The sequence below is a fragment of the Mesorhizobium sp. M0808 genome (assembly GCF_040320025.1).
Classification (GTDB): domain Bacteria; phylum Pseudomonadota; class Alphaproteobacteria; order Rhizobiales; family Rhizobiaceae; genus Mesorhizobium.
This window is the reverse complement of record NZ_JAMYOX010000028.1, coordinates 66,248-80,725: the sequence shown is the minus strand read 5'-3', so window position 1 is coordinate 80,725 and position 14,478 is coordinate 66,248. Positions and strand designations below refer to the sequence as shown.

21 protein-coding genes are annotated in these 14,478 nt (G+C 63.0%); 8 read left to right on the top strand and 13 right to left on the bottom strand.

What is annotated here, in order from left to right; translation table 11 throughout:
• Window positions 1–956: chaperonin GroEL (gene groEL / locus NKI25_RS25760; protein WP_352999720.1), on the top strand; the 956-nt coding region annotated here is incomplete at its 5' end.
• A 246-nt stretch (window positions 957–1,202) separates the two neighbouring features.
• Here groEL and NKI25_RS25755 read toward each other — a convergent pair.
• Window positions 1,203–1,802, bottom strand: a complete 600-nt coding sequence (locus NKI25_RS25755) for a TetR/AcrR family transcriptional regulator (RefSeq protein WP_352517833.1) — start codon at window positions 1,800–1,802, stop codon at window positions 1,203–1,205.
• Window positions 1,803–1,898: 96 nt separating this feature from the next.
• On the opposite strand from NKI25_RS25755, the gene NKI25_RS25750 reads away from it, so the two are divergent.
• From NKI25_RS25750 to NKI25_RS25740, 3 genes are read left to right on the top strand one after another with little or no spacing between them, the layout of a single operon-like run.
• Window positions 1,899–2,909 carry a zinc-dependent alcohol dehydrogenase family protein gene (locus NKI25_RS25750; protein ID WP_352999718.1) on the top strand — a complete coding sequence of 337 codons (1,011 nt, stop codon included), beginning with the start codon at window positions 1,899–1,901 and terminating at the stop codon, window positions 2,907–2,909.
• Window positions 2,910–2,959: 50 nt separating this feature from the next.
• Complete coding sequence (locus tag NKI25_RS25745; RefSeq protein ID WP_352622135.1) at window positions 2,960–3,406, top strand: OsmC family protein; 447 nt, start codon at window positions 2,960–2,962, stop codon at window positions 3,404–3,406.
• 16 nt (window positions 3,407–3,422) lie between these two features.
• Window positions 3,423–3,809 carry a nuclear transport factor 2 family protein gene (locus NKI25_RS25740; RefSeq protein WP_352452751.1) on the top strand — a complete coding sequence of 129 codons (387 nt, stop codon included), beginning with the start codon at window positions 3,423–3,425 and terminating at the stop codon, window positions 3,807–3,809.
• A 26-nt stretch (window positions 3,810–3,835) separates the two neighbouring features.
• Here NKI25_RS25740 and NKI25_RS25735 read toward each other — a convergent pair whose 3' ends face one another.
• Window positions 3,836–4,447, bottom strand: a complete 612-nt coding sequence (locus tag NKI25_RS25735) for a LysE family translocator (RefSeq protein WP_352616803.1) — start codon at window positions 4,445–4,447, stop codon at window positions 3,836–3,838.
• Between the two features lie 86 nt (window positions 4,448–4,533).
• Window positions 4,534–4,953, bottom strand: a complete 420-nt coding sequence (locus NKI25_RS25730; protein WP_352999715.1) for a nuclear transport factor 2 family protein — start codon at window positions 4,951–4,953, stop codon at window positions 4,534–4,536.
• Between the two features lie 162 nt (window positions 4,954–5,115).
• On the opposite strand from NKI25_RS25730, the gene NKI25_RS25725 reads away from it, so the two are divergent.
• Window positions 5,116–6,045, top strand: coding sequence for an AraC family transcriptional regulator (locus NKI25_RS25725; protein WP_084641214.1), 930 nt, complete (start codon window positions 5,116–5,118; stop codon window positions 6,043–6,045).
• Between the two features lie 37 nt (window positions 6,046–6,082).
• On the opposite strand, the gene NKI25_RS25720 is transcribed toward NKI25_RS25725, so the two are convergent.
• The 5 genes from NKI25_RS25720 to NKI25_RS25700 all read right to left on the bottom strand — a co-directional run bounded on the left by NKI25_RS25720 (window position 6,083) and on the right by NKI25_RS25700 (window position 7,825).
• Window positions 6,083–6,421, bottom strand: coding sequence for a YkgJ family cysteine cluster protein (locus NKI25_RS25720; protein WP_051406159.1), 339 nt, complete (start codon window positions 6,419–6,421; stop codon window positions 6,083–6,085).
• Window positions 6,422–6,471: 50 nt separating this feature from the next.
• Window positions 6,472–6,636 (bottom strand): hypothetical protein, encoded by a 165-nt coding sequence (locus tag NKI25_RS25715; RefSeq protein ID WP_023677606.1) that lies wholly within the window; start codon window positions 6,634–6,636, stop codon window positions 6,472–6,474.
• A 1-nt stretch (window position 6,637) separates the two neighbouring features.
• A complete protein-coding gene (locus NKI25_RS25710; RefSeq protein WP_292664441.1) occupies window positions 6,638–7,045 on the bottom strand; it encodes a hypothetical protein in 408 nt (135 codons plus the stop codon).
• A complete protein-coding gene (locus tag NKI25_RS25705; RefSeq protein ID WP_023677608.1) occupies window positions 7,045–7,272 on the bottom strand; it encodes a hypothetical protein in 228 nt (75 codons plus the stop codon). Before NKI25_RS25705 ends, NKI25_RS25710 begins: the two co-directional genes overlap by 1 nt.
• A gap of 343 nt (window positions 7,273–7,615) precedes the next feature.
• Window positions 7,616–7,825 carry a cold-shock protein gene (locus NKI25_RS25700; protein ID WP_010915421.1) on the bottom strand — a complete coding sequence of 70 codons (210 nt, stop codon included), beginning with the start codon at window positions 7,823–7,825 and terminating at the stop codon, window positions 7,616–7,618.
• A gap of 689 nt (window positions 7,826–8,514) precedes the next feature.
• Between NKI25_RS25700 and imm45 the strand changes: the two genes are divergently transcribed.
• Window positions 8,515–8,856 carry an Imm45 family immunity protein gene (gene imm45 / locus NKI25_RS25695; RefSeq protein WP_156937365.1) on the top strand — a complete coding sequence of 114 codons (342 nt, stop codon included), beginning with the start codon at window positions 8,515–8,517 and terminating at the stop codon, window positions 8,854–8,856.
• Between the two features lie 309 nt (window positions 8,857–9,165).
• Here imm45 and NKI25_RS25690 read toward each other — a convergent pair whose 3' ends face one another.
• Both NKI25_RS25690 and NKI25_RS25685 read right to left on the bottom strand, forming a co-directional pair.
• Window positions 9,166–9,957, bottom strand: a complete 792-nt coding sequence (locus NKI25_RS25690; protein ID WP_280952103.1) for an SDR family oxidoreductase — start codon at window positions 9,955–9,957, stop codon at window positions 9,166–9,168.
• A gap of 66 nt (window positions 9,958–10,023) precedes the next feature.
• Window positions 10,024–10,485: a RidA family protein gene (locus tag NKI25_RS25685; RefSeq protein ID WP_023677611.1), complete on the bottom strand. Its 462-nt coding sequence runs from the start codon at window positions 10,483–10,485 to the stop codon at window positions 10,024–10,026.
• A 96-nt stretch (window positions 10,486–10,581) separates the two neighbouring features.
• Between NKI25_RS25685 and NKI25_RS25680 the strand changes: the two genes are divergently transcribed.
• A complete protein-coding gene (locus NKI25_RS25680) occupies window positions 10,582–11,433 on the top strand; it encodes a LysR family transcriptional regulator (protein WP_023677612.1) in 852 nt (283 codons plus the stop codon).
• Between the two features lie 19 nt (window positions 11,434–11,452).
• Here NKI25_RS25680 and NKI25_RS25675 read toward each other — a convergent pair whose 3' ends face one another.
• Both NKI25_RS25675 and NKI25_RS25670 read right to left on the bottom strand, forming a co-directional pair.
• Window positions 11,453–12,205: an SDR family NAD(P)-dependent oxidoreductase gene (locus NKI25_RS25675; protein ID WP_352999712.1), complete on the bottom strand. Its 753-nt coding sequence runs from the start codon at window positions 12,203–12,205 to the stop codon at window positions 11,453–11,455.
• Window positions 12,206–12,288: 83 nt separating this feature from the next.
• Window positions 12,289–12,957 (bottom strand): glutathione S-transferase family protein, encoded by a 669-nt coding sequence (locus NKI25_RS25670; RefSeq protein ID WP_352595761.1) that lies wholly within the window; start codon window positions 12,955–12,957, stop codon window positions 12,289–12,291.
• Window positions 12,958–13,104: 147 nt separating this feature from the next.
• On the opposite strand from NKI25_RS25670, the gene NKI25_RS25665 reads away from it, so the two are divergent.
• Window positions 13,105–13,284 carry a CsbD family protein gene (locus NKI25_RS25665; protein WP_031212003.1) on the top strand — a complete coding sequence of 60 codons (180 nt, stop codon included), beginning with the start codon at window positions 13,105–13,107 and terminating at the stop codon, window positions 13,282–13,284.
• A 62-nt stretch (window positions 13,285–13,346) separates the two neighbouring features.
• Here NKI25_RS25665 and NKI25_RS25660 read toward each other — a convergent pair whose 3' ends face one another.
• Window positions 13,347–14,477 (bottom strand): metallophosphoesterase, encoded by a 1,131-nt coding sequence (locus NKI25_RS25660; RefSeq protein ID WP_023677616.1) that lies wholly within the window; start codon window positions 14,475–14,477, stop codon window positions 13,347–13,349.
• Between the last annotated feature and the right edge of the window lies 1 nt (window position 14,478).

Below are 14,478 nucleotides of genomic sequence, written 5' to 3'. Positions count from 1 at the left end.
TGCCGATCCTCGAGGCCGTCGTGCAGACCTCGAAGCCGCTGGTCATCATCTCGGAAGATGTCGAAGGCGAGGCCCTGGCCACGCTGGTCGTCAACAAGCTGCGCGGTGGCCTGAAAATCGCCGCCGTCAAGGCGCCGGGCTTTGGTGATCGCCGCAAGGCCATGCTGGAAGACATCGCCATCCTCACCGGTGGCCAGGTCATTTCCGAAGACCTCGGCATCAAGCTCGAGAATGTCGGCCTGAACATGCTCGGCCGCGCCAAGAAGGTGTCGATCTCCAAGGAGAACACCACCATCGTCGACGGCGCCGGCAAGAAGGCCGAAATCCAGGGCCGCGTCGCCCAGATCAAGCAGCAGATCGAGGAGACCACCTCGGACTACGACAAGGAGAAGCTGCAGGAACGTCTCGCCAAGCTGGCGGGCGGCGTTGCCGTCATCCGCGTCGGCGGTGCGACCGAAGTGGAAGTCAAGGAAAAGAAGGACCGCGTCGATGACGCCCTCAACGCGACCCGCGCGGCCGTCGAAGAAGGCATCGTTCCCGGCGGCGGCGTCGCACTGCTGCGCGCTTCGCTGAGCATCAAGGCAACCGGCGCCAACTCCGACCAGGCCGCCGGCATCAACATCGTGCGCCGCGCGCTGCAGGCTCCGGCCCGCCAGATCGCGGCCAACGCCGGTGCGGAAGCATCGATCGTTGCCGGCAAGATCCTTGAGAACAAGGGGGCAACCTTCGGCTACAACGCCCAGACCGGCGAATATGGCGACATGATCGCCATGGGTATCGTCGATCCGGTCAAGGTTGTGCGCACGGCTCTGCAGGACGCGGCCTCGGTCGCCGGCCTGCTGGTCACCACCGAAGCCATGATCGCGGAGGCTCCGAAGAAGGAGTCGGCTGGCGGCGGCATGCCTGGCGGCATGGGCGGCGGCGGCATGGGCGGCATGGGTGGCATGGATTTCTAATCCAGCCAATCTCGCAAGCTTACGGAAAGGGCGGCAGCGATGCCGCCCTTTTTCGTTGATGTGGCGGAGATTGAGAGGCCGTCCGATCCCAAGTAAGCAGGCGCGTATCCCGCAGGACGCATCTGTTCGGCCACCATGCCGTTACTTCCAGGCGTCGCGGCGGCGCAGAACATCAATCGTCGAGCTGCAGCCTTGGCCCTTTTGGCGGAACGCCGCGCCGCCTTCGATGCGATGAAGGCATAAACGTCAATGCACCGCTGCGGTGGCACTCTTGGCCGGCAATGCCCCCTCAATCAACGCCGCGACCTCATCGGCTACCGCCAGCACCGGGGCGCGGTCGTGGGTGGCGCGTGCGATCACCATCAGTCCTTCAAGCGATGATTCGACCAGCAGTGCCAGCGCGTGCGCGCGTCGCTCGGGCACCCCTGCCCTGACGAAGGCCGCCCTGAGCAAGCCTATCCATTGCTCGAAGGCGGACCGGCACAACTCGGCCAGTTCCGGCATGTCGATCGGCGAGTCCAACACCACGGGCGCGATCGGGCAACCGAGCGTGAACCGATTGTCTTCCAGCATGCGCGCGACCGACTGGTAGATGTGGTGGACAGCCACCGCCGGGTCCTTTTCGGCAGCGAGCGCGGCGTCCAGCCTCTGCGTCACATCGGCGACGCTGTCGCGCGTCACCTCGATGACCAGCTGATCCTTGCCGCCTGGAAAGTGAAAGTAGAGCGAACCTCTCGGTGCGCCTGAGGCGCTCAAAATATCGTTGAGCGACGTGCCGTGGTAGCCGCGCTGCCTCAGCAGCAGCCCCGTCGTCTCGAGTATGCGAGTGCGGGTGTCGTTCGCCATGTCAACCTCTGTCAGGAGTGAGCATTATAGGCATTGCCTCGAGTATGACAATCGGTCTACATAATATGTAGATCAGTCTACATATACGAGAGGCAAATGCGCAGTTATCGTCTTGAAGGAACCTGCGGGACCAAGTGCCTGGTGATGCGCGACGAGGCGCAGCCGACGCCGAAGCCGCACGAGATCGTCGTGCGTGTCCGCGCCACCTCGCTCAACCGCCGCGATACGATGATCCTCAACGGCACCTACCCGCTGGCGCCGCGCCAAGGCGTTATCCCGCTGAGCGACGGCGCCGGCGAAGTCGTTGCCGTCGGCGATGCCGTCACCCGCTTCGCCGTCGGCGACCGCATCACCGGCAGTTATTTTGCGCGCTGGATCGACGGCCACATCAATGCCGGTCTGATCGACCAGCTCGGCTGCACGCTGGACGGGATGCTGGCCGAATACGTCGTGCTCGACGAGCAATGGGCGGTGCGGCTTCCCGATCATCTCGACTGGCATCAAGCGGCGACACTAACCTGCGCCGGCCTGAGCGCCTGGAATGCCGTGACGGCGGCCGAAATGCCGAAGCCCGGCCAATGGGTTCTTGTCATCGGTTCGGGTGGCGTCGCGCTATTTGCGCTGCAATTCGCCAAGCTGCTCGGCTGCCGTGACGTGGCAGTCAGCTCGCGCAACGAGAAGCTGGACCGGCTGCAGGCGCTGGGCGCCGACCTCGTCGTCTCGACCGCCGACATGCCGGAATGGGGTGCTGCGGTGCGCGAGCAGACCGGCGGCATCGACCTCGTCGTCGAGACCGGCGGCCCGCCGACCTTCGCGCAATCGATGATCGCCTGCGCGCTTTACGGGCGCATCGTGCTTCTCACCATACAGGATGGGAAAGGCGGGACGGTGCAGATCCCCGGCCCGGTCTACCAGCGCAGCCTCGCCACCATCAGCCGCCTGTTCGTCGGCAATCGCACCAACCTCGAAGCCATGCTGCGCGCCATCTCGGTGCATCGGCTTAAGCCTGTCATCGACAAGGTGTTCGCCTTCGACGAGGCCAACGACGCCTATCGCTATTTCCAGCAAGGCGACGTCTTCGGGAAAGTGGTCGTCGACAGCGCCTGACTGGTCCGCCCCAAAATCTGATCGACCCCTCAAATCAAAGGAGAGACACAATGACCATTCGTGAAGCAGAGGCCCAATGGCAGGGATCGTTGAAGGAAGGTTCGGGCCGGCTGAAGCTCGGCAGCGGCGTCTTCGAAGGCGCCTACTCGTTCCCGTCGCGTTTCGAGAACGGTCCCGGCACCAATCCCGAGGAATTGATTGCGGCGGCGCATGCCGGCTGCTTCTCGATGGCGCTGAGCGCCGTCCTCGGCCGCGAAGGTTACACTCCCGCGCGCATCCACACGATCGCGAAAGCGCATCTCGGCGCCACCGCGGCCGGACCGACGCTGACCCGTATCGAGCTGGAGACCGAGGCAAGCGTCGCCGGGCTGGCGGCGGGGGAGTTCGAGCGGCTGGCGCAGACGGCCAAGGAGAGCTGCCTCGTGTCGCGGGCGCTGGCCGGCGTCGCAGTGATCACGCTCAAGGCCCGCCTCATCGAAACCGCTACCGATCACTGAAGGGAAGGAATATCCAATGACACAGGAACTCATCATCGACATCGCCGCAGCCAAACGCTCCGCCGAAACGGCCGAGATCATGCGGCGCTACAACGACGTCTTCCAGCGCCACGACCCGTCGGCGCTCGACGATCTGGTGGCGGAAGATTGCGTGATCGAGAACACCACGCCGGCCCCGGACGGCGCCCGCCGCATCGGCAAGGGCGCCTGCGTCGAACTGTGGTCGGCGATCGCGACCGGACCCGGCACGCGCTTCGACATCGAAGAAACTTTCGTCGCCGGCGACCGGGCGACGATCCGCTGGCGCTACTGCATGGCCGACGGCAATTCGCTGCGCGGCGTCAACCTGATGCGCGTGGCGGACGGGCAGATCGTCGAGGCCATGGGCTATGTGAAGGGATAGATTTGCGCTGCCCGCGACCTTCCTGTCTACCGGTCCGCCAGCGCCAGTTTGGCGCCGAGCATGACAAAGGCTCCGGCGAAGGTACGGCGCATCCAGGTCAGCACCTTTGGCCGCGACACGACATGGCTGCGGATCGACGCGGCAAAAATGCCATAGCCGACAAAGACCACGAAGGTGAGCAGCATGAAGATGCTGCTGAGCTCCAGCATTTTCGACAGCGCATGCGGTTCGGTGGTGCTGACGAATTGCGGCAGGAAGGCAAAGAAGAAGATCGACAGCTTCGGATTGAGGATGTTGATGAGGATGCCCGAAGTGATCACTTTGCCGGCCGAGCGCGGCGCGACATTTTCGTCGACGCTCAGGCCGCCCTTCTCCTTCAGCGTGTTCCAGGCCATGTAGAGAAGATAGGCGACGCCGAGATATTTCAGCGTCTCGAAGGCGACGGCACTTGTATGCAGCAGAGCCGCGAGGCCGGTGATGGCGGCCGCCATGTGCGGAATGATGCCGAGCGTGCAGCCGAAAGCGGCAATGATGCTGGCGCGCGCACCACGCGAAAGCCCGGCGCTCAGCGTATAGAGAACGCCGGTACCGGGCGAAGCCACGACAATCAGCGACGTCAACAGAAATTCGATGCTCACGGATGGTCTCCCGGTGCTGGCCCTGCCGCCGGCAGCGTAATCAGCGAAACGTGCGGGCACAAGTCAGCCTGAGAGCCTATGCGCATTCAGATCATGCTGTTGGCGTGCAGCTTGCTATCGGCTATAGGCTGCCGAACTTCCCAGTGTTCGACCAGCTTGCTGTCCTTCAGCCTGAAAATGTCGACAATGGCTAGGCCCTCCTCCTCCGGTTCGCGTTTTGCGTGCATGTGCACGATGACGAAATCCCCTTCGGCAAAAATCCGCTTCACCTCTCCCTTCATGAGGGGAAATGACTGTTTGAGCTGCTGCAGATAGGCTTTGAAGCCTTCCGCACCATCCGCAATGTTCGGATTGTGTTGGATGTAGCGTTCGCCAAAATGCATCGAAGCAGCTTCGATGTTGCCTTGGTTTACTGCTTTGTCGATGAAGTCCAGGACGATCGCCTTGTTGGTGTCGAGCAAATTATGGGTCTTGGCTGGAACTGGATTTGATGGTTCGTCACGCATGTTTTTGCTCCTTCCCGTGCCTGCTTCTGCCTGTTGTGGACAGGAGCGTCCGCAGGCCGATCTTGCCAACATAATCAGCCACGCTTGTGAGATGGTCGATACGCTATTCGCCTGGATTCTTATCCAATCGTCTAATATCGTCGTCCTATTCATCGTTGGAGGATGGTTCTCATGGACGCCTTGTCCGAAGTTCTTGCTTCGCTGCGATTTGGCAGCGCCATGATCGGCAGCGCGACCCTGCATCGGCCATGGGGTATTTCGGTGGATCCGACAAGGAATGCCGCCATCCACGTCATACAGAACGGCGAATGCTGGCTGCGGTTAGCCGGTGAAAGGGAGCCGATTCGCTTAGGCGAGGGAGATGTCATCCTTGTCGCGAGCGGTATCGGGCATGCCCTTTGCAATCCGGCGGATGCACCGACGGCATCGATATCCGCCGTCCTTTCCGCAAATCGGAGCGGACTGGAACCGAAAAGCGAGAGCGGCGCGACAACTCTTCTTTGTGCGAGATATTCACTCGACGGCGTCGGGCCATATCCGATGGTTTCGCTGCTTCCTCCGCTGATTCATTTGACCCGGAATCAGATCGACACCAGCGAGCCGCTGCGGCTTGCCCTGGAACTTCTGCAGGTCGAAGCGAAAGGCGATCTCGGCGGCCACGACATTGTCGCCCCACGCCTTCTCGACAGCACGTTGATCTTCTTGTTGCGCGCCTGGATCGAACATCAGCCACTCGGAACAGGGGGATGGTTTGGCGCCTTGCGCGACAAAGGCATTGCGCAGGCTTTGCGCCTGATCCACGAGCGGCCGGGCAATCCCTGGACCATCGCTTCCCTTGCCAGCGGCGCAGCACAGTCCCGGGCCACCTTCGCGCGTCGCTTCGCTCAACTGGTAGGACAGCCGCCGCTGTCCTATGTGACCCGGTGGCGGATGAACCTTGCCGCCAAGGCTCTGCGGGAAACGAACCAGAACATTGGCGAGATCGGGCGCGCCGTCGGATATGAATCGGTGCCGTCGTTCTCGCAGGCATTCAAACGATTGACCGGACGATCGCCCGGCCTCTACCGCAGCGACTTTCGCCCATCTGATTGACGAAATTCAAACTGAGACGCCAGCCCGAGGGCCGTCATTACAGCGTCGGCAGACCGTGAGCCCGACGCGCGATCAGGCAGTCGTCATCGCCCGGCATGCAGGCGCGGCAGACGTCGGGGCGGATGTCGTAGATGCCGCATGCGGTCGACTTGCCGACCTCGCCGCACAGTGCCGAACAGCGCGCGCCGTCGCAGCGCATACCGGCTTCGTCGGCAGCCACGTATTTTTGCGGGATAAGGTCGAGCTGCGCGTCATCCTCGGTGGAGAAGCGCGGCCATCTGGACGAGTAGGCGCAGCAGGCGCCACAGGTCTGGCAATCGAAGGCAATCGGACCGGCGCCCTCTTGTGGCGACGAAAACTCCTCTGCGACCGCCAGGGCAAGCAGCCTTGGCGCAGATTTCCGGTCGGCATTTTGCTGCAAGGGCGCTATTTCTTCTTGGGCTTGCGCGGCGGTGCTTCCGCCGGCGACCTGAACAGATCGGTGCCCGCTTCGGCGGCTTCGCCGGTTTTTGGCGCGGCGGCCGGCTTGACCGGCTTCACGGCGGCAGCAGGCGCTGCCGGCTGGCCCTTGGCGGAAAACTTGATTGCCATATCAATCCTCGTCAGAGAAACGCGATGATGGCGCATTCGGATTGCGAAGGCGGCCGATGAGCGCCGAAACGGCCGTGATGTTCATTTCTTCGGGCGACCAGTTCCTGGCTTCCTCGATGTGCCGGGGCGCCAGCTCGCGATGCGTGCTGCCGCTGTAGGCGGCATCCTGAAAGGTCACGCGCTCGCGGGTCTTGGCGTTTTCCCGGACGTATTCGATCAGATAATTGGGGCATTCGGCACGACCGCGCACGCCGAGCCGAACCTGGGCATCGCCGTGGACACGCCTGCAGCGCTCGAGCTTTTCGAGCACGCGCCGGACATATTCGACCGGCTTGTCTAGTTCGCCCACGACATCGGCGATGGTCGAATCTGCGGCGATCGCCTTTTGAGGCACGCGTTTGGTGGCCATCAGCGTTTGCCTGCGCGTTTCGGCGAGGCCGCGAGCGCAACCGCCGCCGCCATGTCGTCGGCTTCCTTCTCCAGGCGCAATTCGCGCAGCCGCGCGGTCTTGGCTTCGCGGGCCTGGCTGACGGCATCCCGTTCGGAATTGATGCGGTCGAGCGACATCGACTGGGTCCGCGTCTTGCTGAAAATGGATTCGGCCTGGTCGCGGGGTTTTTTTGAAGTTGCGGTCAAGGTCTTTCTCCCGGTTCGGAGCACGCCGCCGAAAAGTGGCGAGACTGGTCTTTCGGCCAGGATCCCGCACAAAGCAATACGGCAGCCGGTTTCAAATTGCTGGAACGTCCTTAGCACGTCCGGGCCGTCGAGCAGCGCTCTTTCGGCGGTCGAAGCGCAAAAATGAAAAAGGCCAGGCACCGCCTGACCTTCCATAAGAGCGCCTGCGCATCCCGAGAGACGCGCAAAGAACGTTCTTCTCATGCGCATGAGCGGGGACTTAACATCCCCGCGATCATGCGCTGGAATTTGCCATTCACCGGTGCCAGTACATCCGTGGTCACCGGCGAGGCTGAATTCCGTTTTAGGCCGCCTTCAACTGGTCGGCGGACATCTTGCCCGACTTGTTGTCGCGGACCATCTCGTAGCCAAGCTTCTGGCCCTCGACGATGTCGCGCATTCCGGCGCGCTCGACGGCTGAGATGTGGACAAAAACGTCGGCAGAACCGTCGTCAGGCTGAATAAAACCAAAACCTTTGGTGGCGTTGAACCATTTAACTGTGCCTGTGCTCATAACGAACCCTTTCCATGGCAAATATTCGTTCGCCGTCATGCGGATGCACAACAACGTTTGTCTCGATTTTGATGGGGGAAGTTCGCCAAAGGCGCGCCTAAGCACGCGGATAACAAAAGTCGGTCAAACAAATATCGACAAAATTCTTATAGACTTCTTTGCGCGTTGTGTCAATTTTTTTGATTTGTCGGTGGTGTCTCAGCTTGAAATTTGACGCCTCTCTTGTCGCGTTGCGATGCTCTGTCCTATACGCTCGCCGTATGAGTGAGCAACCAGACGAAACGAACGACCTTGTGAATTCGCTCCTGCGACAGGCGGCGGAAGCGCGGGTAACTGCGGCAACTGCTATGATCCGCGCTCTGACAATGGGTGACCCGGAAATATGGGAACCAACGCCTGAGAAGATCGCCGAATATAAAGCGGAGCTAGCTGAGGCAGAAGCCGAGTTGGCAGACTTGAACAATGCCGACCGGACCTAAAGGCCAGAAGCGCCCGGCCGACGTGATCGGCAATGCAGTCCGCATCAACTTCATTCACATTTATAACACGCGGAAGACGTCGCCAGCCATGGCGGCAGTCCGAGGCGCTCCGGTCAATGGCCGATCTTTGCGAGAAGATGGACGCCGTTGCGCCGAAGCCGGGTCGCGCGGGCCCATACAAGAAGAACACCGGCGAAGTCTAGGGGCAGGATGCTGACTTGGACCACTCTTAATTCACTGGGGGAAAACGATCTCCTCTACCGTGGCGCGGTGTTCCGCTTCCGCGCTCGAACTCCAGTAGAGGAAATCCGAGAGTACATGCTGTTTGAAACGTCTGAGGCATCAGGTCTGGGTCTTGTACGGTGCAGCGGCTATGACGCAGGTCACGTGCTCGTCTACCTGCCAGAAGAAGCGAAGGCAGAAGGGGCGACGGCAATATCGCCCAAGTGGCTCGCCTCGCATTGGCTCGAATGGATCGGTCATTCTATTCCAAGCCAAGTTTGGGTATCCAAAGAGGCGCAAGAGTCGCCGGAGCGGCTGCCAGACGAGTGATGCCCTTTGACATGTCGGGCAGCCTTCCGCCCAATCCTGAAAATTCAAACTGAGACACTACCGATTTGTCACACTCGCAGAGGGCGCCGCGACTGCCTGTGCAGGCACATCGGCAGCGAAAGCCGGGCGAGCCGCAAAAAACCACTTAGCCGGGAACCATTTTGGCACCGCGGGCATTCTTTCGGTGTCGAAAGCCGTTCTTGAAAGAGCGATCTTGAGAGAGGCGGACGACAAACAGGACGCCCCCCGCGCAGATAAAAGGCACGAGGGGCGTTCCTGTGTGATGCGAGCATTCGCGCCGCCTGCCCCTCACAGCATGCCGCGGCTGAGCCCACCATCCACCGGCAAAGCCACGCCGGTGATATAGGCGGCGTCGTCGCTGGCCAGGAATGCGGCAACCGCGCCGAATTCGGCGGGGGTCCCGTAGCGCTTTGCCGGGATTTCGGCCTGACTCTCGGCGGCGATCACAGCAGCGTCCACACCCCTGTCGGCGGCGTCCATCGCGTCGAACTGCTTCGTCCGGTCCGTCGCAAAACGGCCAGGCAGCAACAGGTTGACGGTGACGCCGTCCGCCGCCACTTCGCCGGCCAGGGTCTTGGCCCAGCCGGCAAGCGACGCGCGCAACGCATTCGAAGCGGTGAGGCCGGGGATCGGCTCGCGGACGGACGTGGAGGAAACGGCGATGATGCGCCCCCAGCGCCGCGACCGCATGCCTGGCAGGAAAGAAATGGCGATACGCATCTGGCTCAGCACCATGCTGGTGAACTGCTTCTCCCAGACGCTCGCATCGAAGACGCTGGCCGCGAAGGGCGGCGGGCCGCCGCCATTGAGCAGGACGATGTCGATCCGCTGATGCTCGTCCTCGATGGCACGGATCAGCCGGGAGACGCTGTCGTTATCGGAAAGATCGGCGCTGAAGGTCGAGCAGACGGGGCCGGCGGACTCGATCGCGCGCCGCGCCGCATCCAGGGTCTCCTCCCCTCGTCCGACCAGGATGATCTCGGCGCCTTTCGCCGCGAGCACTTCGGCGACGCCGAAACCGAGGCCCTTGCCTCCTCCGAGAACCAGCGCCTTCCGCCCCTCAAGATTTGTACTTATCAAGCCAAGCCCCCTCTGGTTTCACTGCGCACTCCCGGATAAGCCCTGAGTGCATGCTTTGGGCGTGCATCAGCGGACATGCACAATGGCGTCGGCTTCGACCGGAACATTGGCCGGCAAGCCGGCCATGCCGAGCGAGCAGCGGGCATGCTCGCCACGCTCGCCAAAAACATGGAGCAGAAATTCGGATGCTCCGTTGCCGACCTCCGAATAGGCCGCAAAGCCGGCCGCCGCGTTCACATAGACGGTCAGCTTGGCGAATTTCACGACGCGGTCGAGATTGCCGTCCAATTCCTTGTCCAGCCAATAGACGATGTTGGCCGCGCAGAGCCGGGCGGCGTTCCGCGCCGCGGCCAGATCGATCTCTGCGCCGACCTGGCCGATCGCGGCGATCTCCTGCCCGATCTCGGGGATCTGACCGGAGACATAGACGATGTCGGCGACCCGAACCGTCGGCGAGAACGGCAAAGCGGGCCGCTCGAGTGACGGCCAGGCGACACCGAGCTCCTCAAATCTTCTTCTGTAGGACAAGGTGGCTGCTCCTGTTTTCGTTGGACGAGCGGACCTTGAATTCAGATCGGGCTTTCAGGTAGCCTGATAGTGCTGACACAGCTATCAGGACTTCTTATGACTGGAGATATCGACGTCAGGCTGCTGCGCGCCTTCGTCACCGTGGCCGATACGGGAACGGTGAGCCGGGCGGCCGATCGGCTTGCCCGCACCCAGGCGGCGGTGAGCATGCAGCTTCAGCGCCTCGAGGGTGAAGTCGGCGCCGAGCTGCTGCGCCGTTCGCCGCGCGGCGTGACGCTGACCGAGGCCGGCGAGATCCTGCTCGCCTTCGCCCGCAAGGCCATCGCGATCGGCGACGATGCCAGGCGCGAGATAGAAGGCCGCAGGCTGGTCGGCCGTGTCCGGCTCGGCATCGTCGAGGATTTGGCGGTAACGCGGCTGCCGTTGATCATCGCCGACTTCCGCCGCCGGCATCCTTCCGTGGAGATCGAGCTGACGTCGGCCAGCAGCAGCGATCTCAGCAAGTCTTTGGGCGAAGGAAGATGCGACATCGTCATGGCCGATCCGGCGCGCTTCACAAAGGCGCCGCGAGGCCATCTGTCACGACAGCTGGTCTGGGCGGCAAGCCGCATGATCGAGATCGATGACGAGGTTGAGCTTCCGCTGATCATCTTCGAAGGCGCCTGCTCCTGGCAGGACAGGATGCTGGCCTCGCTCGCCGAGGCCGGGATCGGCTGGAAGATCGGCTGCCGCGTGTCGACCTTCGCGACACTGATCTCGGCGCTGAGGGCCGGGCTTGGCATCGGCCTTCTGCTGCAGGAAGGACTGCCGCCCGACTGCCAAAGCCTCAACGGACGCTTCAACCTGCCGCCGGCGCCGATGGCGGATTTCGGCGTCTACCTCGCGAGGGACCCGTCGCGGCTGGTCGAGGAGTGTGGCGATTTCCTGCGGGCGGGATTTGAGGCGTAGCGAAAATATCTGACGCCGTTCACCGTTCCTGGTCGGTCGGGCGGATGACGATCTCGTTGACGTTGACGTGTGCCGGCTGGCCCACGGCGTAGAGAATGGCCGCGGCGATGTCCTCGGTCAGCGCCTCCATGGCGGCGAGCCGCTGGTCGAGCCCGGCCTTCGCCGCCGGGTTGGTGACATGGTCGCCGAGTTCGGTGCGCACAAGGCCAGGCTCGATGACGGTGACGCGAACCTTGTCGGCGTAGACTTCGCGGCGCAGCGATTCGGAAAAGCCGACGACGCCGAACTTGGTTGCGGCATAGCCGCTGGCGCCGGGATTGGCGACGCGTCCGGCGATCGACGAGACATTGACGATGTGACCCTTGGCGGCCCTGAGATGCGGCAGCGCCGCCTTGGTGACGCCCATCAGCGCCAGCAGGTTGAGCTCGACCATGCGGCGCCAGTCGTCGAGTTCGGCATCGGCGGCCGGCGACAGAAGCATGACACCTGCATTGTTGACGAGGATGTCGAGGCGGCCCCATTCGGCGACAACCTTGTCGACCATGGCGGTGACATCGTCGTTGCTGGTGACGTCAGCCTCGATGCGGAGCGCAGCGCCGCCGGCCTCTTCGATACGCGCGGCCAGCGCTTCGAGACGATCGGCGCGGCGTGCGGCAATCGCCACCTTGGCCCCGGCGGCTGCGAGTGCCACAGCCGTTGCCTCGCCGATGCCCGGGGAGGCGCCGGTGACGAGTGCGACCTTGCCGGCCAGTGCGGAAGAAACAGATGTCATTGTGAAGTCTCCAAGGCCCCAGCCCGATCTTCAGATAGGCCGCGGGCCGCGAAGTGGAAGACCAGTTTGCCGGTTGCTCGGCTCTATTCGTCTGGGCCGGGCTCCGGCCAAGGCTCTTTCGCCGCCTCGGCATACCAGTGGCGCATCGCCGGCATCGAAAGCACGGCGTCGACATAGGCGCGGGTATCGGTTGCCAGCGTGCCGCCATAGGTGTCGAAGCGGGTGACGACCGGCGCATACATGGCGTCGGCCGCGGTGAAATGGCCAAACAGGAACGGGCCGCCTTTGCCGTATTTTTCGCGGCATTCGCGCCATAGCCCTTCGATGCGCGCCCGTTGTGCCTCACCTTCGGCGTCGAGCGGCTTGTAGCCTTTTGGCCGGCGCAAATTCATCGGCCAGCCATAGCGGACCTCGCGAAAGCCGGAATGCATCTCTGTCGCCGCCGAGCGGGCCAGCGCGCGGGCGCCGATGTCGGCCGGCCAAAGCTCTTTCCCGGGAAACAGCTCGGCGAGATATTCAAGGATGGCAAGGGTTTCCCAGACGATCCGGACCTCGCCATTCGGCAGCCGATGGTTCAGCACCGGCACCTGGCCGGTCGGCGATATCCTGGCCAGATTGGCCGCGGTCTCGGGCGTGCGCAGGCGCACAAGACCTTCCTCGAACGGGATCTCCAGATACTTCATCGCCAGCCACGGCCGCAGTGACCACGACGAAAAACACTTGTTGCCGAGGAAGAGCGTGAATTCAGCCATTGTCCCTCCGGCCCTGTCTGTTCGGGCGTTCTGGTGCACCCTATCCTGTCGGCTTCGCGGCCGGAAGCTATCCCAATCGACGGGCAGAACCCGGAACCTAAGCGATCCGCGACCGTTTCTCCAGGCGAACGGTCCAGGAGATGCGAGATGGTGAACAAGGATCAGGTTGCCGGCGTTGCCAAGCAAGCCAAGGGCTCGGTCAAGCAGACCGCCGGCAAGGCCACCGGCAAGAGGCGCGCCGAGGCCGAAGGCGACGTCGACAAGGCGACCGGCAAGATGCAGAAGGCTTACGGCGACGTGAAGGAGAAGGTGAAGAAGGCGCTTTGACGCCGGGCCTTCGTGAACCAGGAAAAGGCGGCTCGGCCGCCTTTTTGGCCCTCTCCTGCCCGTCAGAAAGTCAGGCTTTTGCTGTATGCATTGGTGAAGGTGACCTCGCCATGATCTCCGGCGGCTTCGCCCAGCACCACATCCATGCTGTTTCCCGTCACCCGCGCCAACGCAAAGCCGCCCATGAAGGCGGCCTTCGGCTTGAACAAGTCGACCCCGTCACGGTGGTAGATCATCGGCGTCGCGTGCTGGTGGCCATGGAAGACGCCGACGACGTTGTAACCCTTCAGCACAGCCAGCAGCGCCTGCCTGTCGGCTTCGCTCCACCAGTGGGGCGGACCCTTGCCGGCGTCGTCGAAGGTTTTCTCGGCGGCGTCCCATCTTTCGATCGAAAAAGTATCCCAGCCATAATGCTGGAACAGGATGACCGGGCGGCCGTCGCCGGCATAAGTCGCCAGGTCCTGCTTCAGCCATGGCAGGCTGCTGACGGCGCCATGGCCGGTATCGCCGGCGAAACGGTGCGTCTGGACAAGATGCAGGCCGCCCCAATCCCATGAATAGCAGTCGGTCTCGACGTCGTAGTCGGTCGCCGGCGCAGGCGGCTTGAAGAACACGCCGGGGCGGTGGTTGACCTCGACGTAGTCGCGCATTTCGCGGCGGTACCAGTCGACATGCGAGCGCGGGCCGTTCTGGTCGAGGTCGTGGTTGCCGAGGCCGACATAGACCGGCATGTGCACGCGGTCGGGGCCGACGCCTTGCTGGTAGCGCTGGCTGAACTGAAGCAGTTGCGTGCCCTCGCTGGGCTGGGTGATCTGGCCGCCGCCATCATCGGTGATGTCGCCGCCAACGACGAGGCCGAGCGGCGTGCCGATTTTGCCCGTCGAGCGCAGGGCGGTGGCAACGCCATCGATTTCAGCCGGCCATTGCCTGTCGCCGACGCCGTTGAGTGCGGCGACGTTGCGCAGCAAGGCAGCGTCTGTCTTGCCCTCCTGCTCGCAGTGCGGGCTCAATCCGTTCGCCATGCGGCAGGCATGGACATCAGCGATAAACAGGAAAGTGGCGTCGATCGGCGGGATGCGCTGCCCGGTCTGGCCGAAGGCCGGGCGCGAAACGGCGCCGGCCGCGGCAACGGCCGCTGCCTTCATCAGGAACCTGCGCCGGGAAACCGGCCGGGCGGAAATGCGATGCATCATG